Origin of the sequence: Streptomyces sp. ME02-8801-2C (genome assembly GCF_033793965.1) — a bacterium.
In the GTDB taxonomy this organism is placed as follows: domain Bacteria; phylum Actinomycetota; class Actinomycetes; order Streptomycetales; family Streptomycetaceae; genus Streptomyces.
In genome coordinates this window covers 1,079,375-1,099,735 of the sequence record NZ_JARAXP010000001.1, presented here as the reverse complement: position 1 = coordinate 1,099,735, position 20,361 = coordinate 1,079,375, and the positions used below count along the sequence as shown (strand labels likewise).

19 protein-coding genes are annotated in these 20,361 nt (G+C 70.0%); 10 read left to right on the top strand and 9 right to left on the bottom strand.

Annotated elements, in window-relative coordinates:
* Positions 1–76 precede the first annotated feature (76 nt).
* A complete protein-coding gene (locus tag PV396_RS04625) occupies positions 77–604 on the top strand; it encodes a VOC family protein (RefSeq protein ID WP_319200545.1) in 528 nt (175 codons plus the stop codon).
* Positions 605–677: 73 nt separating this feature from the next.
* Here PV396_RS04625 and PV396_RS04620 read toward each other — a convergent pair whose 3' ends face one another.
* Positions 678–1,889, bottom strand: a complete 1,212-nt coding sequence (locus PV396_RS04620; RefSeq protein ID WP_319200543.1) for an FAD-dependent monooxygenase — start codon at positions 1,887–1,889, stop codon at positions 678–680.
* A gap of 214 nt (positions 1,890–2,103) precedes the next feature.
* Positions 2,104–3,744, bottom strand: a complete 1,641-nt coding sequence (locus tag PV396_RS04615; protein WP_319200541.1) for a multicopper oxidase family protein — start codon at positions 3,742–3,744, stop codon at positions 2,104–2,106.
* 218 nt (positions 3,745–3,962) lie between these two features.
* On the opposite strand from PV396_RS04615, the gene PV396_RS04610 reads away from it, so the two are divergent.
* Together PV396_RS04610 and PV396_RS04605 are read left to right on the top strand one after the other, a co-directional pair.
* The gene (locus tag PV396_RS04610; RefSeq protein WP_319200539.1) at positions 3,963–4,646 is read left to right on the top strand and encodes an SDR family NAD(P)-dependent oxidoreductase; all 684 of its coding nucleotides are present in this window, start codon (positions 3,963–3,965) and stop codon (positions 4,644–4,646) included.
* 129 nt (positions 4,647–4,775) lie between these two features.
* Positions 4,776–6,944: an MMPL family transporter gene (locus PV396_RS04605; protein WP_319200537.1), complete on the top strand. Its 2,169-nt coding sequence runs from the start codon at positions 4,776–4,778 to the stop codon at positions 6,942–6,944.
* A 286-nt stretch (positions 6,945–7,230) separates the two neighbouring features.
* Here the strand turns inward: PV396_RS04605 and PV396_RS04600 are convergent, their stop codons facing one another.
* A complete protein-coding gene (locus tag PV396_RS04600; RefSeq protein ID WP_319200669.1) occupies positions 7,231–7,539 on the bottom strand; it encodes an antibiotic biosynthesis monooxygenase family protein in 309 nt (102 codons plus the stop codon).
* 188 nt (positions 7,540–7,727) lie between these two features.
* Between PV396_RS04600 and PV396_RS04595 the strand changes: the two genes are divergently transcribed.
* Complete coding sequence (locus PV396_RS04595; RefSeq protein ID WP_319200535.1) at positions 7,728–9,233, top strand: oligopeptide:H+ symporter; 1,506 nt, start codon at positions 7,728–7,730, stop codon at positions 9,231–9,233.
* 63 nt (positions 9,234–9,296) lie between these two features.
* Positions 9,297–9,527 carry a hypothetical protein gene (locus PV396_RS04590; protein ID WP_319200533.1) on the top strand — a complete coding sequence of 77 codons (231 nt, stop codon included), beginning with the start codon at positions 9,297–9,299 and terminating at the stop codon, positions 9,525–9,527.
* 22 nt (positions 9,528–9,549) lie between these two features.
* Here PV396_RS04590 and PV396_RS04585 read toward each other — a convergent pair whose 3' ends face one another.
* The 3 genes from PV396_RS04585 to PV396_RS04575 all read right to left on the bottom strand — a co-directional run bounded on the left by PV396_RS04585 (position 9,550) and on the right by PV396_RS04575 (position 10,502).
* Positions 9,550–9,975: a helix-turn-helix domain-containing protein gene (locus PV396_RS04585; protein WP_319200532.1), complete on the bottom strand. Its 426-nt coding sequence runs from the start codon at positions 9,973–9,975 to the stop codon at positions 9,550–9,552.
* A complete protein-coding gene (locus PV396_RS04580; RefSeq protein WP_319200530.1) occupies positions 9,972–10,226 on the bottom strand; it encodes a hypothetical protein in 255 nt (84 codons plus the stop codon). Before PV396_RS04580 ends, PV396_RS04585 begins: the two co-directional genes overlap by 4 nt.
* A gap of 126 nt (positions 10,227–10,352) precedes the next feature.
* The gene (locus PV396_RS04575) at positions 10,353–10,502 is read right to left on the bottom strand and encodes a hypothetical protein (protein WP_319200528.1); all 150 of its coding nucleotides are present in this window, start codon (positions 10,500–10,502) and stop codon (positions 10,353–10,355) included.
* A 131-nt stretch (positions 10,503–10,633) separates the two neighbouring features.
* Here PV396_RS04575 and PV396_RS04570 point away from each other — a divergent pair, with 131 nt between their 5' ends.
* Both PV396_RS04570 and PV396_RS04565 read left to right on the top strand, forming a co-directional pair.
* The gene (locus PV396_RS04570; RefSeq protein WP_319200526.1) at positions 10,634–11,473 is read left to right on the top strand and encodes a TIM barrel protein; all 840 of its coding nucleotides are present in this window, start codon (positions 10,634–10,636) and stop codon (positions 11,471–11,473) included.
* A gap of 93 nt (positions 11,474–11,566) precedes the next feature.
* Complete coding sequence (locus tag PV396_RS04565) at positions 11,567–12,457, top strand: 2-hydroxy-3-oxopropionate reductase (protein WP_319200524.1); 891 nt, start codon at positions 11,567–11,569, stop codon at positions 12,455–12,457.
* A 150-nt stretch (positions 12,458–12,607) separates the two neighbouring features.
* On the opposite strand, the gene gcl is transcribed toward PV396_RS04565, so the two are convergent.
* On the bottom strand, positions 12,608–14,395 hold the full coding sequence (gene gcl, locus PV396_RS04560; protein ID WP_319200521.1) for a glyoxylate carboligase: 1,788 nt from the start codon (positions 14,393–14,395) through the stop codon (positions 12,608–12,610).
* A gap of 211 nt (positions 14,396–14,606) precedes the next feature.
* Between gcl and PV396_RS04555 the strand changes: the two genes are divergently transcribed.
* Together PV396_RS04555 and PV396_RS04550 are read left to right on the top strand one after the other, a co-directional pair.
* Positions 14,607–15,326 (top strand): hypothetical protein, encoded by a 720-nt coding sequence (locus PV396_RS04555; protein ID WP_319200519.1) that lies wholly within the window; start codon positions 14,607–14,609, stop codon positions 15,324–15,326.
* 70 nt (positions 15,327–15,396) lie between these two features.
* Positions 15,397–15,993 carry a GNAT family N-acetyltransferase gene (locus tag PV396_RS04550; RefSeq protein WP_319200517.1) on the top strand — a complete coding sequence of 199 codons (597 nt, stop codon included), beginning with the start codon at positions 15,397–15,399 and terminating at the stop codon, positions 15,991–15,993.
* 18 nt (positions 15,994–16,011) lie between these two features.
* Here PV396_RS04550 and PV396_RS04545 read toward each other — a convergent pair whose 3' ends face one another.
* Together PV396_RS04545 and PV396_RS04540 are read right to left on the bottom strand one after the other, a co-directional pair.
* Positions 16,012–17,598 carry an AMP-binding protein gene (locus PV396_RS04545; RefSeq protein ID WP_319200515.1) on the bottom strand — a complete coding sequence of 529 codons (1,587 nt, stop codon included), beginning with the start codon at positions 17,596–17,598 and terminating at the stop codon, positions 16,012–16,014.
* Complete coding sequence (locus tag PV396_RS04540) at positions 17,595–19,265, bottom strand: AMP-binding protein (RefSeq protein ID WP_319200513.1); 1,671 nt, start codon at positions 19,263–19,265, stop codon at positions 17,595–17,597. Before PV396_RS04540 ends, PV396_RS04545 begins: the two co-directional genes overlap by 4 nt.
* A gap of 147 nt (positions 19,266–19,412) precedes the next feature.
* Here PV396_RS04540 and PV396_RS04535 point away from each other — a divergent pair, with 147 nt between their 5' ends.
* Positions 19,413–20,249 carry a LuxR C-terminal-related transcriptional regulator gene (locus tag PV396_RS04535; protein WP_319200511.1) on the top strand — a complete coding sequence of 279 codons (837 nt, stop codon included), beginning with the start codon at positions 19,413–19,415 and terminating at the stop codon, positions 20,247–20,249.
* Positions 20,250–20,361: the final 112 nt, after the last annotated feature.

The following is a 20,361-nucleotide window of genomic DNA, read 5'->3' as shown; positions in this document are numbered from 1 at the left end:
AGTGATGCACGAGGTCGATTCGGTTGCCTTCTGACTCAATGAGCTCCGCTCATTTCACAGCAAAAGGAGTCACCAGATGAGGACGTCGTTGAACGCGCGAAGATGGGCTGCGGGGACCGCCGTGTCCACGTTGCTGATGGTCGGCCTGGGCAGCGTCTCGAACGCCACCGAAGCCAAGCAGGACAAGGCCGACGTGGTCGCCGCGGCGACCCGTTACGGGCAGCCGAACCTGTACACCGGCGACGTCGACAAGATGCTCAACTTCTACAGCAAGGCCCTGGGCTTCACGGTGGACTTCCGGTTCCCCGCGGAGGGGCCCGGGATGTTCGGCACCGTGAGCAAGGAAGGCACTTACTACATCACCTTCTCGTCGTACGACACGATGAAGACGTACACGGGCCTGCCGCACATCGGGAAGTCCACGCACAAGCAGTCGGACGTCGCGGTGCTCGTCCCCGACGTCGACGCGGCCTTCGCCAAGGCCAAAGCCGCCGGCGCCAAGGTGCTCATGACCCCCAGGAACCAGCCGTGGGGTGAGCGTCAGGCCTATGTCGCGGACCCCGAGGGCAACTACGTGCAGATCTCCACGCACACCGACCACTGACCACTGACAACACGAGGAGAAAGAGGGAGCCGGCAGGGCCTCGGCCCTGCCGGCTCCACCGGCCGTCGTCCGTCTACCGGGCGGCGGCCACCGTCTTCTCGGTCACCTTCTCGTCCCAGGCCACCCGGTAGGTGTAGACGGGGATGGTCGCCTTGACACCGAGCTTCAGGAAGAACGGCAGCACCAGGTCCCGCACCGCGCGCTGGAGGCCGTTGGGTGCCGCCTTCTGGTTGCCGGTCCTGCGGCCCTCCTTGATGATCTTCTCCACCCGCTCCTGGCGGAGGGACTGGAAGGCGGCGAACGCCTGCTGCGGGGTGGGCAGGTCGCGCAGGCACTTGGCCAGGACGATCGCGTCCTCCATGGCCATCGACGCCCCCTGCCCCACGTGCGGCGAGGTGGCATGGGCCGCGTCACCGACGAGGCAGACCCTGCCCCGGTGCCACAGCGGCAGCGTCAGCATGTCGTAGATGGGGTAGCCGATGATGCCGCTCGGCGTGGAGTCGATGATGGCCGAAACAGGGTGATGGTCCTTGCGGTGGCGCTCCAGCAGCCGGGCCTTCCACTCCTCGTGGGGGGTCCCCTCCGTCTCGCCCCGCGCGGGCTCCTCGGCCTGGTGGTAGTTCTCGAACCAGTAGACCTCCTCGCCCGGGATGGTCTGGTAGCCGAAGAACCCCTTGTAGCAGAACGACATCCGCATCACGCCGTCGGCCGGCGCGGCGTCCTTGGAGCGGGTGTACCCGGCCGTGCCGATCACCCCGGTGTACTCGGGGTGGGGCGCGTCGGGCATCACGGTGTACCGGGTCTTGGAGTGGATGCCGTCGCAGCCGATGAGGATGTCCGCCTCGGCGGTGGAGCCGTCGGCGAAGTGCACCCGGACGCCGTCGGCGGTCTCCTCCACGCTCTTGAAGAACTTGCCGAACTCCAGCCGGACACCGCGCTTCACGGCGGCCTCGCGCAGGGCCTTGTTGAGCAGGCCCCGCTTCAGCAGCAGGGTCTCCGCCGGGTTCTCGCCGAGCTTCTTGCCGTGGTGGTTGAGGAAGGCGGTGCTGGTGGTCTGGCTGCCGACCCGCTCGACGTCCTCACGGATGCCCAGGGTGTCCAGTACGGCCAGTCCGTTGGGTGCCAGGTTCAGAAAGGCGCCGACCTCGTCGCGGGGTTCCTCTTTCCCCTCGTAGATGACCGCCTCGATGCCCGCCCTCTGCAGGAACAGGGCCAAGACCGGTCCGGCGATGCCGCAGCCGATCAGGACCGCACTCCTTGTCCGGGTCGTCTCCAGGTCACGCATCAGTCCACCTCGTCGTCTTGGATCGGCCCGCGGGCCGGCAGCATTCCTGATCTGGATTCGGCTTGTCGCTCCTCGGACGCCGACTTCCATGGCGTCCGGGGACTCTCTTATCTTGAGGGTCGAGATACTTGATTGTCAAGTGAATACGGGAGCGCCGCACCCGGGGCCGGGTACGGCGCTCGATGCCACAACCGCCTGTCCGGCAAGGAGCCGGTCAGTGGTGTGCGCTGTCGATCGTCCGTGGGGCCCTGTTCTCCGTCCCCGGCTTCACCACGGTGAACTGCCCCATCATTCCCAGGTCTTCGTGACGCAGGATGTGGCAGTGGTACATGTACGGGATCTTGGAATCGATGTGGGTCGGCAGACTGACCGCCAGTCGCACGGTGCCCCCCGAAGGCACGCGCACGGTGTCCTTGGGACCCCGCTGCCAGGCCTCGGGCTTCTTGCCCGCGTACTCGATGACGTTGAAGGTGGCCCCGTGGACATGGAAGTTGTGCACCACCTCCGCGTCGCCGGTCACCTCCCAGATCTCGACCTTCCCGGCCGGACACACCTCGTCGATACGGCTCATGTCCATGCTCTTGCCGTTGATGAGGAAGCTGTTGAACTCGAAGGTGCGGGTGCGCGGCTTCTCGGGGACCCCGATGGCGGCGGGGGCCCCGCGCAGGGTGTCGGGCAGCGGCCGGGACCGGGTGAGCCGGTCCCCCGCCCGCACCTCGATCATGTCGAAGGTGTCGTCCCCGCCGCCCAGCCGGTCGGTCGGGAACGAGAGCCCCAGCTCCGGCTCGAAACTGCGCAGCACGACGCGTTCCTTCGGCTTGAAGGCCACCACCACCTCGGCGCGTTCACCCGGTGTCAGCTGGAGCCTGCGCAGCGGCAGGGGCCGCTCCAGCAGCCCGTTGTCCTGGGCGACCAGATGGAACTCGCGGCTGTCGGTGAACCCCAGGTTGTAGGTCCTGGCGCCGGAGGCGTTCATCAGCCTGAACCGCACCAGCGTGGTGGAGATCCGGACATGCGGGTCGTAGGTGCCGTTCACCAGGATCGTGTCGCCGAGCACACCGGGGCTGCCCACCCCCGCCAGACTCTCCATGAAGGAGGCCCCACGCAGGTCGATGGTGCCGTCGTCGTTGAACTGCCGGTCCTGCAGGATCAGCGGAATGTCGTCCACACCATAGGAGTTGGGGAGACCGGCCCGGTCCGCGTCGTCGTCCTCGAGGATGAAGAGGCCCGCCAGGCCCCGGGACACATGGTCGGCCGTGCTCTGGTGCGGGTGCGGGTGATACCAGAGGGTCGCGGCGGGCTGGGCGATCTCCCACTCGGGGTTCCAGACGGCTCCGGGCTGCACCATCTGGTGCGGGCCGCCGTCCATCTCGGCGGGCAGATGCATCCCGTGCCAGTGCAGGGTGGTCGCTTCCGGAAGACGGTTGGTGAGCGAGACCGCCACCTTCTGCCCCCGGCGGGCCCGTAACGTCGGCCCCAGGAAAGCCCCGTTGATGCCCCAGGTCGGTGTCTGCCTGCCGGGCAGCAGCCGGCTCTCCCCCGTCTGGGCGGTCAGCTTGAACACATGGCGTCCGGAGCCGTCGTCCTCGCCCTCCAACAGCGGAGGGATTCTCACCTTGTTGGCGAAGGAGAGCTCGCCGACGTTGCTGAGCTTGCGCCCGCTGTACACCCGGGCGAAGTTGATCGCGTACGCCCCGCCGCCGACCAGGCCGACACCCAGCAGGCCGGCCGTCGCCAGCAGGATCCTGCGTCGGATCGTACGGGGGCGTTTCGGCGCCGCCGGGCCCTGTCCGCTCTCGCCGTTTCCTGTCACCGTGGAGTCGCTCTCGTCACTTCCCCTGTGATCGTCGGTCATGTAATTGTGGCTACCGGTCATTGGGCAATGATGGGGCCGCATACTGGAGTTACGCCCGATTATCGGTCGACTTCGGCTCGAGCGCGGCTCGAGTCCCGCTCCAGGCACACCCTCCGCTTCCCGCCCACTCACCGCCCGCTTGAGCGGTCCTCCAGGCACACCCCGCATGCTCACGCACGTCCCATGTCCCCATGTCCGCCCCCGGATCAGGAGTCGACGTGCCCCCTACCCGTACCGCACTGGTGACCGGAGCGAACCGGGGCCTGGGCCTCGCGGTCGCCGCCGAACTGCACGCCCGGGGACACCGGGTCGTGCTGGCCGCACGTGACGAACGCACCGCGGTCGAGGCCGCCGGCGGCCTGGGCACCGAGGTCGTCCCGCTCGCCCTCGACGTCACCGACCAGGCGTCGGTCGACCGGGCGGTCAAGCACGCCGGGCCCGTGGACGTCCTCGTCAACAACGCCGGTGTGCAGCTGGACTGGGGCGTTGCGCCCTCCGCCGTCGATCTGGACCAGGTGCGGTACACCCTCGAGGTGAACCTGCTGGGCGCCTGGCGGATGGCGCAGGCCTTTCTGCCGGGCATGGTGGAGCGCGGCTGGGGCAGAGTGGTCAACGTCTCCAGTGGCGCCGCGTCCTTCGCGTACGGCCCCGCCGCGCAGTGCCCCGCCTACTCCGCTTCCAAGACGGCGCTGAACGCGCTGACCGTGATGCTGGCGAAGGAGACGGAGGGCAGCGGGGTACTGGTGAACTCCGTCAACCCGGGGATGGTCAGGACCCGGATGCGCCCGGACGCCGAACAGACCCCCCAGGAAGCCGCGCGGCACATAGCCGACGCCGCTCTGCTGCCGCAGGACGGCCCCTCGGGGGTCTTCCTGCGCAAGGACGGCACCATCCCCTGGTGACAGCTGCTGACATCTGGTGGCAGCCGGCGACTCGGACGGGGGGCGCGTTCTAGTGCGGCTGTACACGGACACTAGCGCCAGCTGCGTTGATGACTCCCCATCTCGTCCGACAAGGGGATCGCGACCATCATGTCTACTCGTCCACCCGGGACCGCCTCCGCGGTCCGGTCCGATCAGGCCGGGGTCTTCTCCCGTATCGCGGGGTTCGCCAACCGGCATCGATGGACCGCGCTGATCCTCTGGCTCGTCATGCTCGTCGGCGTCTGGGCCGGCGCCTCGCAGGCGGGCGACCGCTACCGGGACGACTACTCGCTGCCGGGGACCGAGACGCAGAACGCCCTCGAGGTCCTGAAGGAGCACGGCGCGGGCAACGCCTGGAACACCGTCGACATCGTGCTCCACGACAAGGACGGCCTGCGCACCCCCGGCACCGAGAGCGCGGTCGCGGGGATGCTGAAGGAGGTCTCCGGACTGCCCGGCGTCGTCCAGGTGCAGAGCCCGTACGAGGACCGGTCGGCGATCTCGGCCGACGCCACCGTCGGCTACGCCACCGTGGAGCTGGACCGGCCGTCCGAGAACGTGCCCCTCGAGCAGAGCAAGAAGATCCTCGACACCGCGCGGGAGATCCAGAAGGACGGGCTCCAGGTCGAGCTGGGCGGTGAAGCCGCGCGGAAACTGGGCGAGAACCAGGGCAGCGGGGCGGAGGGCGCCGGAGTCTTCGCGGCGCTGGTGATCCTGCTGTTCATGTTCGGCACGGTGATCGCCGCGAGCCTGCCGATCATCACCGCGGTGTTCGCGGTCGGCGCCACGCTGGGCATCATCGTGCTCGCCTCGCACCAGTTCACCATCGCCAGCTACTCGCCGTATGTCATGGCCCTGGTCGGTCTGGGCGTGGGCATCGACTACGCGCTGCTGATCTTCGCCCGCTACCGGGCCGAGCTGGTCAAGGCGGTCGACCCGGAGGAAGCCGAGCGCAGGGCACTGGAGGGCGCCGGACGGACCGTCCTGTTCGCCGGCTGCACGGTGATCATCGCGCTGCTCGGACTGGTCGCCCTCGGCCTCGGCTCACTCCGCGGCATGGCACTCGCGGTCGCGCTGACCGTCCTGCTCACGATGGTGGCCTCGCTGACCCTGCTGCCCGCGCTGCTCGCCATCTTCGGCAAGCGCTTCGCCCGCCAGTTCACGGCGCGCGAGGAGAAGCGGGCCGCCAAGGGCCGCGCCGAGGAGGGTACGCGCTGGCGGGCCTGGGGAGAGGCCGTACAGAAGCGGCCGTGGGCGGCTCTGGTGCTGCCCCTGGTGGCGCTGGGCGCGCTCGCCGTTCCCGCGGCGGACCTGCGGCTCGGCCTCGCGGACGCCGGCAACGACCCGGACGGCACCACCAGCCGGGTCGCGTACGACCTGCTCGCGAAGGGCTTCGGCCCCGGGTTCAACGGGCCGCTGGTGATCGTGGCCGAGGGCGACAACGCCGTACAGGCCGCGGGAGCCGCCGCGGGCACGCTCAAGACCACCCCGGGCATCGCGCTGGTCAACGGCCCGATCCCCACCGAGGACGGCAAGGCCGCCATGCTCCTCGCCATCCCGAAGACCGCGCCGCAGGACACCGCGACGACGGACCTCGTCCACCGGCTGCGGGACGACGTACTGCCCGGGGTGGCCGAGCAGACGAAGGCCGAGTACCTGGTCGGCGGGGCGACGGCGTCGGTCATCGACTTCTCCGAGACCATCGGGGGCAAGCTGCCGCTGTTCGTGACCATCGTGATCGGCCTCTCGATCGTCCTGCTGACGATGGTGTTCCGCTCGGTACTGATCCCGCTCAAGGCCGCCCTGCTCAACCTGGTGAGCGTGGGCGCCGCCCTCGGCGCGGTCGCCCTGGTCTTCCAGCACGGCTGGCTGGGCGCCGAGCCCGGACCCATCGAGGCGTTCATCCCGACCATGATCTTCGCGATCGTCTTCGGGCTCTCCATGGACTACGAGATCTTCCTCGTCTCCCGGATGCGCGAGGAGTGGCTGCGCTCGAAGGACGCGGCCAAGGCGGTCCGGGAGGGCCTCGCGCACACCGGCGCGGTGGTCACCGCGGCGGGCGCGGTGATGATCGTGGTGTTCGGCGCCTTCATGCTCAGCCCGGACCGGATGCTGCGTCAGTTCGGCTTCGGACTCGCGGTGGCGATCTTCGTGGACGCCGTACTCATCCGCTGTCTGATCGTGCCGGCGGCGATGCGCCTGATGGGCGCGCACGCCTGGTGGCTGCCGAAGTCACTGGCCAGGGCCCTGCCGGAAGTAAAGGTGGAAAAACACTGAGCAGCGTCCCCCCGGCAACCTGACACCCGGCCGGACGCCAGGCCGCTGGGTACCGCCGTCCCCCTTCCAAGACGCGCGGCACCCAGCGGCCACACCAACTCTTTCAAGCCCGTACGGCACCTTCGGCCGTACGGCACCTTCGGCCGAGCGGCACTTGTGGGCCCGGCCCGCGTTACCAGTCCGTCCGGCGTTTGAGGACAAGGCCCGTTCAGGGCCGGAGGGGGGTCTGGGGGCGCAACCCCCAGGAACGGGATGGGACGGGTAGGGGCGGCGGGGGCGAAAACCCCTACCCCCCAACCCCCCGCCCCGACGCCCCCTCCAACAGACACACCGTCTGACTGAGCAACATCTCCCCACCCCGCCGATACGGAGCAAGCCGCCGCCGATTCTCCACATGCGCCTCACTGTGCTCGAACAGATGAAAACTGGGCGCATCAACCCAGTCAGTGACGACGTGATACACGTCCTCCTCATCCACCGACCGAGCCAACGACTGACAGACACTCCCCGGCTGCGCCGCGATCCCCCGCCCCACCTCCTCCCACACCTTCTCGAACTCAGCTCCCTGACCAGGCACGATCTCCATCCGCAGCATCACACGGAAGGGAAGGGAATCCGGCATCTGACTGACCTCCTGCACGGAACGGGCTCGACTCGGACCGCCCAGTCTCCGTGCCCGGACTCAACACCCGCTCAAGAAGAGACACTTCGAGCCGTCCTCGACCAGCCTCCGACACCTCGGCGGGAGCCTTGCTCCTCTCCCAGTGACCCGTTGGAGGAGCCATGACCGCGCCGGCCAAGTCCCCCGTCCAGCCGTCAGGTCCGTCCGGACACACCGGCCGACAAGGACTGCTGGGCTGGCCCCGCTGGTTCACCACCCTGTTCGGCACCGACATCTGGGAGCGGTTCAGCTTCTACGGGATGACCGCGATCCTCGTCCTCTACGCGACGGAGCCGACCGCCGACGGCGGGCTCGGGATGACCAACGAGGACGCCACGCTGCTCTTCGGCCTCTACATGGCCTCGGTGTTCCTCTCCTCCGTACCCGGCGGCTGGCTCGGCGACCGGCTGTTCGGTTCCGTCCGCGCGGTCCTCTACGGGGGCGTGCTGATCGGACTCGGACATGTGTCGCTGGCCCTGCCGGGGCACGTGTTCTTCTACCCCGGCCTGCTCCTGATCGCCGGCGGCACCGGGCTGCTCAAGCCCAACATGGCCAACCTGCTGAGCGCCTTCTACGCTCCGCGGGACCGGGCCGGCCGGGACGCCGGTTTCGCCATCTTCTATATGAGCGTCCAGGTCAGCGCACTGGCGGCGCCCGTCGTGGTGGGGGCGGTCGGCGAGACCGTCAACTGGCATCTGGGCTTCGGGCTGGCCGCCGCGGGCATGGCCATCGGGCTGGTCCAGTACGTGCGCGGCTCGCACCACTTCGGCGACACCGGCCGGACCCCCGAGCGCGCCGCCACCCCCGCCCAGCGGGCCAGGGTGCTGCGGACCGTCGGCCTCACGCTGGCCGTGGTCGTCATCGTCTACGGCACGGACGCGGCCATGGGGACCTTCAAGATCGCCCATGTCATGGGGCTGATCGGGTTGTTGACCGTCGTCGTACCGGTGGTGTTCTTCTGGCGGCTGATCCGCAACCCGCTGCTGACCGCGCAGGAGCGGATCCGGGTGAAGACCTACATCTGGCTGTTCCTCGCCTCGGCCCTGTTCTGGGCGATGTTCCTGCAGGGCGGCTCCGTCTTCGCGATCTTCGCCAAGGAGTCCACGGACCGTTCGGTGCTCGGCTTCACCGTGCCCACCAGCTGGTTCCAGTCCGCGACACCGCTGTTCGTCCTGCTCACCGCCCCGCTGTTCGCCGCGCTGTGGAAGCGCGCGGGGGACCGGATCGGCACCGCCGTCAAGTTCGCGATCGGCATGGCGTGCACGGCGCTGGCCTTCGGGGTGATGGCGCTGGCCGCGTGGCGGACCGGCTCGGCGGAGGGTGGCCTGGTGTCCCCGTGGTGGCTGGTGGTCGCGTTCCTGCTGCTGGCCGCCGGGGAGGTCGCCTTCGCCCCGGTCGGGATGAGCGCGACCACCGCCGTGGCCCCGGCGACCTTCGTCAGCCAGATGGTGGGGCTGTTCTGGCTGGCGGGGGCGCTCGGCGGCGGACTGGGCGGCAACGCCCTGAAGGTGTCGGGCGACGAGTCCCCGTCCGCCGCGTATTTCCTCGCGTTGAGCCTGGTCCTGCTGGCGGCGGGGGTGGCCCTGGTGCTGGCCCGTGGGCCGCTGGGCCGACGGCTGGGGGTGTGAGCACCGCCTGCGGCCGGGCCGCGGCGTCGTCCTTTCCCAGAAGTGTCCCTGGAGGTGTTCGCCTTGACAGTTCCCACAGCAACGGTCGTCGTCCCGGCACCGGAGCGCGAACGACGCCCACGGCAAGGCCGTGAAACCCCTGAGATCCCGGGCCGCGCGCCCCTGGCCCACGAGCCCGTGCCCGCGCCGCCTGGGACCGCGCCGCCCGGGAACGCCCCGCAGGTGGTCGTGCTGGCCGGAGAGGACGAGGACGCCTGCCGCCGGGAGCCGCACATCTGGCGGGGCATCGACTGAACAGTGGCCGCGAGGCGCCGGGTCAGCCGTCCTGCCGGGACTGTTCGTCGCCGGCCCGGGCCTTGGCCCGTTGCTCGTTGGCGTAGTTGAGATAGTTGTAGACCGTGAAACGGCTGACCCCGAGGGCGCTCGCCACGGTCTCGACCCCGTGCCGCACGGAGAAGGCGCCGCGCGCCTCGAGTATCCGTACGGTCTCCTGCTTGGCCTTGCGGTCCAGTTCGGCCAGCGGCTTGCCGTGCCCGCGCTCGAGAGCGGCCAGGATGTGGTCGAGCGAGTCGGCGAGCTGGGGCAGGCGTACGGCGATCACGTCGGCGCCCTCCCAGGCGAGGACGACGTCGTCGGGGCCGGCCTGGCCAGGCGGGAGCAGTTCGCCGCCCATGGCGTCGACGAGCGGTTTCACGGCCGCGACGAACGCCGCGCCGCCGGAGCCGTCCCCGACGCCGGTCACCGGCCGTTCTCCCCGTCGATCACGTTGACCTGGAGCGAGATCCGGGTGGCGCCGGCCTCGAGGGTCCGGCGCAGCACCGCGTCGAGGGCGGTGAGCACGGCGTCGGCGCGTCCCTCGGCGGTGTTGCCGAACGGGCCGACGTCCACCGCGTCCAGTTCGGCCGCCTCGATGACCTCACGGGCGACCAGCGCGTGGGCGGGTGCCTCGTCGAGGTCGAAGGGCTCGGTCGTGAACTCCACTCGCAGTCGCACTGTGCACATTCTTCCGTCGGGTCGTGTCCCAGCCGCTGGGACACGACCCTAACGGACTCCCCTGTGGCACACACCGGCGCGCCGCCTCCGTGGTTGCCGAACCGGTGTCCGGCACCGCGAACTCGCCTACCCTCGCAGGGAGTTCGCCGTCGGCACCGGGTCGGCGACGGCGCCCCGCGAACCGGCGCCGCCCAGTGCGCGGGCGAGCGACACGGCCAGTACGGTCAGCACGGCGAGCGTCCCGCCCCATGCCGCCAGAGCGGGCAGCGGGGACACGGCCCTAACCGCCCCCTGACCAGGCCGCCACACGAGCGAACCCCCTTGACAACCCCGGACATTCGGCGGCAGTCTTCCATAAGACAGAAATTAACTTCCACGATACGGAATTAGAGAGAGCGCCGACGGCCATGGAATTCCCAGAGCAGCGCTACAACGTCAACCTGTCGATCCTCTTCACGGAACTCCCGCTCCTGGAGCGCCCGGCGGCGGCCCGGGCCGCCGGTTTCACCGCGGTCGAGCTGTGGTGGCCCTGGCTCGACTGCCCCACCCCGCCCCGCGCCGAGCTGGACTCCCTGCGGGCCGCGATCGAGGACGCGGGGGTGCGCCTCAACGGCCTGAACTTCTACGCCGGACAGCTGCCGGGCCCGGACCGGGGCGCCCTGTCATTGCCGGGCGAGGAGTCCGAGCGGTTCCGCGCCAACATCGAGGTGGCCGCGGGTCTGGCCGAGTCGCTGGGCTGCGGCGCGCTCAACGCGCTCTACGGCAACCGGATCGAGGGCGGGGACCCGGCGGAGCAGGACGCGCTGGCGCTGGAGAACCTGGTACTCGCGGCGCGTGCCGCGCACCGTATCGGCGCGGTCCTTCTCGTCGAGGCGCTCAACAAGCCGGAGTCGCCCCGGTATCCGCTGGTGAGCGCGCCGGCCGCCGTGGAGGTCGTGGACCGGGTCAACGAGGCGAGCGGCCTCGGCAACGCCCGTTTCCTGATGGACCTCTACCACCTGTCCATGAACGGCGAGGACCTCCCGTCGGTGATCGACCGCTTCGCCGCGAAGACGGGCCATGTCCAGATCGCCGACAACCCCGGCCGAGGCGCCCCCGGCACCGGCACCCTCCCCCTCGCGGACCACCTCGACCACCTGCGCAAGGCCGGTTACGACGGCTGGGTGGGCCTCGAGTACAAGCCGGGCGACCGGCCGAGCGCCGAGGCGTTCGACTGGCTGCCGCGCGAGGCGCACCGAACCCCCTGACATCGCAGGGCGGCAACACAGCAGTGAAAGCAGCAGACCAGCGCAGACCAGCAACAGACCGGCAGCAGACCGGCAGCAGAGAGGCGCCCCCTCATGAGCAGTCTTCCCAAGGTCGCCTGGATAGGTCTCGGCATCATGGGCTCCCCCATGTCCGAGAACCTGATCAAGGCGGGCTACGACGTCACCGGTTTCACCCTGGAACAGGACAAGCTCGACCGCCTCGTCACGGCCGGCGGCACGGCCGCGGGCTCGATCGCCGAGGCGGTGCGGGACGCCGACGTGGTGATCACGATGGTGCCCGCGTCCCCGCAGGTCGAGGCGATCGCGTACGGCCCAGAGGGCATCCTGGCGAACGTGCGGCCCGGCACGCTGCTCGTCGACATGTCGTCGATCACCCCGCGGACGTCGGTGGATCTGGCGAAGGCGGCGGCCGAGAAGGGCGTCCGGGTGCTGGACGCGCCCGTGTCGGGCGGTGAGGCGGGTGCGGTCGAGGCCGTGCTGTCCATCATGGTCGGCGGCGAACGGGCCGACTTCGACGCGGCGATGCCGCTCTTCGAGACGCTGGGCCGAACCATCGTGCTGTGCGGTCCGCACGGCTCGGGCCAGACGGTGAAGGCCGCGAACCAGCTGATCGTCGCTGTGAACATCCAGGCGTGCGCCGAGGCCGTGGTCTTCCTGGAGAGGTCGGGCGTGGACCTGAGGGCGGCGCTGGAGGTGCTGGGGGGCGGGCTGGCCGGCTCGACGGTCCTGGCCCGCAAGAAGGACAACTTCCTGGACCGCGACTTCGCCCCGGGCTTCCGGATCGACCTCCACCACAAGGACATGGGCATCGTCACGGACGCGGCCCGGGCGGTCGGCGTCGCGCTGCCGGTCGGCGCGGTGGTCGCCCAACTCGTCGCGTCCCTGCGGGCGCAGGGCGACGGGGGCCTGGACCACTCGGCCCTGCTGCGGGGCGTGGAGCGGCTGTCGGGCGCCGGCCTCTGATCTTCCGGGCGGTGCCGGCGCCGACAACTGTCCTGTCGCGCCCAGGCGTCGGCGCCACCCGGAAACCTCCGAGCCGAGAAGAGAACGAGAAGAGATGAGGGGGGTGCCCACACGGGCACCCCCCTCATCTCAGCTCCCCCGCCCTCGACGTCAGATTTTCAGCGCCCTGATCGACGTCGGCGCATGGCCCGGCTCGGTCGCGATGTCCTCGAACTCCACCACGTTGCCCATGTCGTTGGTCGTCGACATGGAGATGTTCGTGACGCGTTCCAGGATCGCCTCGACGACCACCGGGACCCGGTGCTGTGCCGCGAGCTTCTTGGCCTGCTCGAAGGCGGTGGCCAGTTCGGCCGGGTCCGTCACCCGGATCGCCTTGCAGCCGAGCCCCTCGGCGACCTTGACGTGGTCGACGCCGTAGACGCCCAGTTCGGGCGAATTGAGGTTCTCGAACTCCAGGTTGACCTGGAAGTCGATGTCGAAAGCCCGCTGCGCCTGCCGGATCAGCCCGAGGTAGGAGTTGTTCACCAGGACGTGCACGTACGGGATGCGATGCTGGGCGCCGACCGCCAACTCCTCGATCATGAACTGGAAGTCGTAGTCCCCGGAGAGGGCCACCACGGACGCCTCCGGGTCGGCGACGGCGACACCGAGCGCGGCCGGGATCGTCCAGCCGAGGGGGCCCGCCTGGCCGCAGTTGATCCAGTGGCGGGGCCGCTGGACGTGCAGCAGCTGGGCGCCGGCGATCTGGGAGAGGCCGATCGTCGTCACGTACCGCGTCTCGGGGCCGAACGCCCTGTTCATCTCCTCGTACACGCGCTGCGGCTTGATCGGGATGTCGTCGAAGTGGGTACGCCGCTGGAGGCGTGCCCTGCGTTCCTGGGTCGCCGCCGCCCACTCCGAGCGGTCCGGGAGGCCGCCGCCCGTGTCCCTCAACTCCCTTGCCACCGTGACGAACAGCTCCAGCGCGGCCCTGGCGTCGGAGGCGATGCCGTAGTCGGGAGCGAAGATGCGGCCGATCTGGGTGGGCTCGATGTCGACGTGGACGAAGGTGCGGCCGGCCGTGTAGACGTCGAGCCGGCCGGTGTGGCGGTTGGCCCAGCGGTTGCCGATGCCGAGGACGAAGTCGGACTCCAGGAACGTGGCGTTGCCGTAGCGGTGCGAGGTCTGGAGGCCGACCATGCCGGCGTTCAGGTCGTGGTCGTCCGGCAGCGCGCCCCAGCCCATGAGGGTGGGGACGACCGGGACGCCGGTCAACTCGGCGAATTCCACGAGGAGTTCGGCCGCGTCGGCGTTGATGATGCCGCCGCCCGCCACGATCAGCGGCCGGTGCGAGGCGTTCAGCATCGCGAGGGCCTTCTCGATCTGGGCGCGGGTCGCGGCCGGTTTGTGGACGGAGAGGGGTGCGTAGGTCTCCGGGTCGAACTCGATCTCCGTCTGCTGGACGTCGACCGGCAGATCGACCAGCACCGGCCCGGGACGGCCCGACCGCATCAGATGGAAGGCCTGCTGGAGAACTCCGGGGACCTGCGCGGCCTCCAGCACGGTGGTGGCCATCTTGGTGACCGGCCGGGCGATGGAGGCGATGTCGACGGCCTGGAAGTCCTCCTTGTGGATCACCGTGGTGGGGGCCTGCCCGGTGATGCAGAGGATCGGGATCGAGTCGCCGGTCGCGGAGTACAGCCCGGTGATCATGTCGGTGCCGGCCGGGCCCGAAGTGCCCACGCAGACGCCGATGTTGCCGGGGCGGGTGCGGGTGTAGCCCTCGGCCATGTGCGAGGCGCCCTCGACATGGCGGGCGAGGGTGTGGTTGATGCCACCGGCGGCCTGGAGCGCCGCGTAGAAGGGGTTGATCGCCGCGCCGGGGACACCGAACGCGTGCGTGACGCCCTCCCGCTTGAGGATCTCGACTGCCGCGCGGGCAGCGGTCATACGTGCCATGGAGCAACTCCTCGGATTCGTACTCCCGTCGCGCCCCGCGGAGAGTGTGAAGAACTCTGAAGTCCCGCAACAAATTCCGCATTGCGGAATTTGTTTTCTGTTATCTGGAAACAATGTAAGTGGGGCCGGAAAGGCCGTCAAGAGACGGACAAGCGGGGGTCAGGTGGAGCACGATGGGCTCTGACCCCGACGTCACTTAGTGGAGTGGGCCATGGCCGAGAGCATGCCGGTGCGGTGCCCGGCCTGCCTGCGCGAGCATCTGTACGCGGCGCCGTCCTATCCGTGCGCGTGCGGTGCGCCGGTCAGCCCGTCCCTCGACGAACGGGCCTCCGCGACGGCCGTCACCCACCGCGTCTGGGACGAGCAGTGGCTCACCGTGCGCTGCACGGCCTGCGACCGGCAGGACCAGTGGCCGTACCCCGAACTGGGCTGCCCGTGCGGCACGGTCCTGCGTATCCCGGTGACCCGCTCCGCTCCGGACACCGGGCCCCCGCAGGGCACCGCGAAACTCCCCGGCGCCCTGCGCGTCCCGCGCTCCTCGGCCCGCCCCCGGCGCGCCTTCCAGCCCGTCACCATCCGCACCGCGCGCGACGCCGTCACCGCCGCCGCCCTCTATCTGCGCTGGCTCGGCTACCAGGACATCCGCCGCGCGGACCAACGACCCACGTCCGGCGTCGGGCTCGCCGCCCGCGGGGTCCTGGCACAGGTCGACCCGACGGTGAACCCGGCGACCCTGCGGGACATCGAGTGCCTGTGGCTGACGGCCATGACGGAGTCCTCGACCTGCGTCTACTTCTCCCTCGCCGGCTTCGAGAACGAGGCCCGCACCCGCGCCGACGACCTCGGAATCCCCCTCTTCGTCCTCGACCTCACCGGCACCCCACAACCGGTGAACACCCCAGCAGACGACCTGGACGAGACCGGAGCCTGAACCCGTCAACGGCCGTGCGGAGGACGGATATCCAGGTGCCCGAAAGACTCCCCCGCCGGATACTCGACAGATGCGCATCCGCACCGCGACCCCGGCCGAACTCCCCGCCCTACGCGCCATCGAACGCGCGGCCGGCTCCCTCTTCCGAACCCTGGGCACCGCAGCGCCCCCAAGGGGCGCGGGGAACGGCGCGACCAGCCACGACGACGCCGCAGCAAACGGACATCCCCACGTGCAGACCGCGGACATCGCGGAGATCGCCGATGACGAACCCCCGGCCCTCGAGGTGCTGGAGCGATACCGGCAAGAGGGCCGCGCCTGGGTCGCGGCCGACGACGAGAACCGCCTCGTCGCCTATCTGATCGCCGAACCGGTGGACGGCGACGCCCTCCACGTCGAACAGGTCTCCGTCCACCCCGACTTCGCGCACCGGGGCATCGGCAAGGCACTGCTCGCGTACGCGGCCGAGCGCGCCCGCGACGAAGGCCTGACCCACCTCACCCTGACGACCTTCAACGAGGTCCCCTGGAACGCGCCCTACTACGCCCGCCTGGGCTTCCGCACCCTCGACCAGGCCGAACTCACCCCGGGACTACGGAAGATCCGCGCCACGGAGGCCGAGCACGGCCTGGACCGCTGGCCCCGGGTCTGCATGCGCAGACCCTGACGAACGGCCGTCGCCCCTTCACTCCCCGGCGTAAGTCTCCCTCAGCTCCACCTTGCGTACCTTTCCCGACACCGTCATCGGGAAGGCGTCCAGGAGTTGCAGGCGGCTCGGGATCTTGTAGTGGGCCAACCTTCCCTCGCAGAAGGTGCGCAGTTCGGCGAGGGTGAGCGGTTCGGCTCCCTCGTGCGGGATGACGCAGGCGAGGACCTCCTCGCCGTACCGCTCGTGCGGGACCCCGACCACCTGGACGTCGGCGATCTTCGGATGGGCGTACAGAAACTCCTCGATCTCGCGCGGGTAGATGTTCTCGCCGCCCCGGATGATCATGTCCTTGATACGGCCGACGATCTCGACATAGCCGTCCTCGCGCATCATCGCGAGGTCGCCGGTGTGCATCCAGCGGCCGGCGTCCACCGACTCGGCCGTCTTCTCGGGCTGCTGCCAGTAGCCGAGCATGACGCTGTAGCCGCGGGTGCACAACTCCCCTGCGGTGCCTCGTGGTTGGGTCACCCCGGTCGCCGGGTCGACGACCTTGACCTCGATGTGCGGGAGGACCCGGCCGACCGTGCCCGTGCGGTGTTCGAGGTCGTCGTCCCTGCGGGTCTGGAGGGAGACAGGGGACGTCTCCGTCATGCCGTAGCAGATGGACACCTCGGCCATGTGCATCTCGGCGACCACCCGTTTCATCACCTCGACGGGACAGGGCGAGCCCGCCATGATTCCGGTGCGCAGGGAGGAGAGGTCGTAGGTCGCGAAGTCGGGGAGGTTGAGCTCCGCGATGAACATGGTCGGTACGCCGTACAGCGAGGTGCAGCGCTCCTGGGCCACCGCCCGCAGGGTCGCCGCCGGTTCGAAGGACGGCGCCGGGATCACCACGCAGGCGCCGTGCGAGGTGGCCGCGAGGTTGCCCATCACCATGCCGAAGCAGTGGTAGAAGGGCACCGGCACGCACACCCGGTCCTGTTCCGTGTAGGCGATCAACTCCCCTACGAAGTAACCGTTGTTGAGGATGTTGTGGTGGGAGAGCGTGGCCCCTTTGGGGAAGCCCGTCGTGCCCGAGGTGTACTGGATGTTGATCGGGTCGTCGCAGGAGAGTTCCTCGAACTGGGCGTCAGGAGTGCCCCGTTCGAGAAACGCCGTCCAGCTCGGGTCGCCGATGTAGACGACCTCCCTCAACTCCGGGCAGCTGCCGCGCACTTCGGTGACCATGGCCCGGTAGTCGCTGCTCTTGTGCGCGAGGGAGGCGAAGAGGAGACGGACGCCGGCCTGTTTGAGGACGTACTCGACCTCGTGGGTGCGGTACGCCGGGTTGATGTTCACCATGATCGCGCCGATGCGCGCGGTGGCGTACTGGACGAGCATCCACTCGGGACAGTTGATCGCCCAGATCCCCACCCGGTCGCCCTTGGCGACCCCGGCGGCGACCAGCGCGTACGCCAACTCGTCGACGTCGGCGGCGAATTGAGCGTACGTCCAGCGACGCCCCGACGGTACGTCGACGAGCACCTCCCGGTCCGGCCAGGCGGCCACCGCCCGGTCCAGGTTGGCGCCGATGGTGTCGCCGAGCAGGGGGGTCGAGCCGACTCCGTGGCTGTAAGAGGTCACCGGAAGTCCTCCTCGCGGTACTCGTCCGTAGAGCCCGCTGCTGTCGCCTCGCGCAGCTCGATGCGGCGGATCTTGCCGGACACGGTCTTGGGCAGGTCGCCGAACTCCAGACGGCGCAGGCGTTTGTAGGGCGCGAGAACCTCGCGGCTGTGCTCGAACAGCACCTTCGCGGTGTCCGGTCCCGGCTCCCAGCCCTCCGCGAGCACGATGTACGCCTTGGGCACGGCCAGGCGCAGTTCGTCCGGCGCGGGGACGACGGCGGCCTCCGCGACCGCCTCGTGCTCCAGCAGCGCGCTCTCCAGCTCGAAGGGGGAGATCTTGTAGTCGGAGGCCTTGAAGACGTCGTCGGCCCGGCCGACGTAGGTGATGTAGCCGTCCTCGTCGCGCGAGCCGATGTCGCCGGTGCGGTAGAAGCCGCCGGCCATCGCTTCCGCCGTCCGGTCGGCGTCGCCGTGGTAGCCGGTCATCACGCCGACCGGGCGGGTGGCGAGGTCGAGCGCGATCTCGCCCTCGGTGGCGCCCGGTTCGCCCGAGACGGGGTCGAGCAGGACCACTCGGTAGCCGGGGCTCGGGCGTCCCATGGAGCCCGTCTTCAGCGGCTGGCCGGGGCTGTTGGAGACCTGGACGGCGGTCTCCGTCTGGCCGAAGCCGTCCCGGATCGTGACGCCCCAGAAGCGGCGCACCTGTTCGATGACCTCGGGGTTGAGCGGCTCCCCGGCGGCCACGACCTCGCGCGGCGGGGTGCGCAGCTGGGTCAGGTCGGCCTGGATGAGCATGCGCCAGACGGTCGGCGGGGCGCAGAAGGAGGTGACGCCCGCGCGGTCCATCTGCGCCATCAGCCGGGCGGCGTCGAAGCGCGTGTAGTTGTGGATGAAGACGGTCGCCTCCGCGTTCCAGGGCGCGAAGAGGTTGGACCAGGCGTGCTTGGCCCAGCCGGGCGAGGAGATGTTCAGATGCACGTCGCCGGGCTGGAGACCGATCCAGTACATCGTCGCCAGGTGCCCGATGGGGTACGAGGCGTGGGTGTGTTCGACGAGTTTGGGGCGGGCGGTCGTGCCCGAGGTGAAGTACAGCATCAGGGGGTCGTCGGCGTGGGTGGGTCCGCGGGGGATGAACTCCGCGGGTGCCTCGTACGCCTCCTCGTACGGCTGCCAGCCCTCGGGGGCGCCGCCCACCGCGACGCGGGTGTAGGCGCCGGGCACCTCGTCGAACTTGCCGGTGTCCTCGGCGCGTACCAGGACGTGCGAGACCCGGCCGCGGTCCACCCGGTCGCGCAGGTCGGCGGGGCCGAGCAGCGGGGTGGCGGGGATGACGACGGCGCCGATCTTCATGGCGGCGAGGGCCGTCTCCCACAGCTCGGTCTGGTTGCCGAGCATGACGAGAAGCCGGTCCTCCTGGCGGACCCCGAGGCCGCGCAGCCAGTTGGCGACCCGGCCGGAGCGGGCCGACATCTCGGCGAAGGACACCCTGGACTCGGAGCCGTCCTCCTCGACGATGTGCAGGGCGGTGCGGTCGTTCCCGTCCGCGATGACGTCGAACCAGTCAAGGGCCCAGTTGAAGCGGTCGGGGCGGGGCCAGCGGAACTGCTCGTACGCGGTGGCGTAGTCCTCGCGATGGGTCAGCAGGAAGTCCCGCGCCTCGCGGAAGCTCTCGGTCACCGTCGTCATCAGTCCTCCTTGGTCCCGGACCATTGCCGGGCGACACTCTGGCATCGTGTAATCCGTGATGCAGGTCTCACTACCCCCGAAAGGGGGTGAGTGCCACGTACGACCGGCGAACACACCACGAGCGGGCCGCGACGAAGGGGCGATGACGTGGCAGCAGACACGGCCGAGGCGGCCGAGGTGCGGCAGGCGCTTGCCCGGCTGCGGCGGTCGACCGGGCTGCCGGTCGCCTTCGGCGGACTGGTGGAGCCCGGCGGCCGGCATGTGCGCATCAGCGAACTGAGCGGCACCTCCACCCAGGCGCTGCGCGCGCTCGCGGTGACCTCGGGCAACGGCCTGGGCGGCCGGGCGGTGACCCTGGGCCGCCCGTGCGCGGTGACGGACTACTCCGCCTCCCGGCAGATCAGCCACGAGTACGACGTCCCGGTCGCCGCCGAGGGCCTGCGCTCCGTGCTGGCCGTCCCGGTCGTCGTACGGCGCCGGGTGCGCGGGGTGCTGTACGGGGCGCTGCGCACCGCCCAGCCCCTCGGTGACCGGCTGCTCGGCGCGGCGGTCGAGGCGGCCAGGGACGTCGAGCAGGCGCTCGTCGTACGGGAGCAGGCGCGGGAGCTGATGGCGGCGGCGCGGCCGGAGCCCGCCGGTGCCGCGCGGCCCGGTGACGGGGCGTGGGAGCAGGTGCGGGAGGCGCATGCCGCGTTGCGTGCGCTGGCGCCGCGGATCACCGATCCGGAGTTGCGGGAGGCCCTGCTCGACGCGTGCGGGTTGCTGGCCGCCGAGCGGCCCGTTTCGGGGGTCGAACTCGCGCCCCGCGAGCTGGACGTCCTGGCGTGTGTCGCCTCGGGGGTGTCCAACGCGGTCGCCGCGGAGCGGCTGGGGCTGCGTCCGGAGACGGTGAAGGGGTATCTGCGCTCGGCGATGCGCAGGCTGGGTGCCCACTCGCGCGGGGAGGCGGTGGTGGCGGCGCGGCGGGCGGGGCTGCTGCCCTGACGGAACGCTCGGTGCGGGCTTTTTCTCGTCACGCTCCGCGCACGCATAAGGAACATTCATTCACAAGTGATGTGAATTTCCCCATGCCGCTACCGTCCTGTTATTTGCCTCA

Bases quoted from the DNA above. Each gene is read 5' to 3' on its own strand.
- PV396_RS04620 (WP_319200543.1), bottom strand. From the start codon at position 1,889: ATGCGTGACCTGGAGACGACCCGGACAAGGAGTGCGGTCCTGATCGGC.
- PV396_RS04565 (WP_319200524.1), top strand. From the start codon at position 11,567: ATGAGCAGTCTTCCCAAGGTCGCCTGGATAGGTCTCGGCATCATGGGC.
- gcl (WP_319200521.1), bottom strand. From the start codon at position 14,395: ATGGCACGTATGACCGCTGCCCGCGCGGCAGTCGAGATCCTCAAGCGG.
- PV396_RS04595 (WP_319200535.1), top strand. From the start codon at position 7,728: ATGACCGCGCCGGCCAAGTCCCCCGTCCAGCCGTCAGGTCCGTCCGGA.
- PV396_RS04555 (WP_319200519.1), top strand. From the start codon at position 14,607: ATGGCCGAGAGCATGCCGGTGCGGTGCCCGGCCTGCCTGCGCGAGCAT.
- PV396_RS04570 (WP_319200526.1), top strand. From the start codon at position 10,634: ATGGAATTCCCAGAGCAGCGCTACAACGTCAACCTGTCGATCCTCTTC.
- PV396_RS04600 (WP_319200669.1), bottom strand. From the start codon at position 7,539: ATGCTGCGGATGGAGATCGTGCCTGGTCAGGGAGCTGAGTTCGAGAAG.
- PV396_RS04550 (WP_319200517.1), top strand. From the start codon at position 15,397: ATGCGCATCCGCACCGCGACCCCGGCCGAACTCCCCGCCCTACGCGCC.
- PV396_RS04605 (WP_319200537.1), top strand. From the start codon at position 4,776: ATGTCTACTCGTCCACCCGGGACCGCCTCCGCGGTCCGGTCCGATCAG.
- PV396_RS04625 (WP_319200545.1), top strand. From the start codon at position 77: ATGAGGACGTCGTTGAACGCGCGAAGATGGGCTGCGGGGACCGCCGTG.
- PV396_RS04540 (WP_319200513.1), bottom strand. From the start codon at position 19,265: ATGACGACGGTGACCGAGAGCTTCCGCGAGGCGCGGGACTTCCTGCTG.
- PV396_RS04615 (WP_319200541.1), bottom strand. From the start codon at position 3,744: ATGACCGACGATCACAGGGGAAGTGACGAGAGCGACTCCACGGTGACA.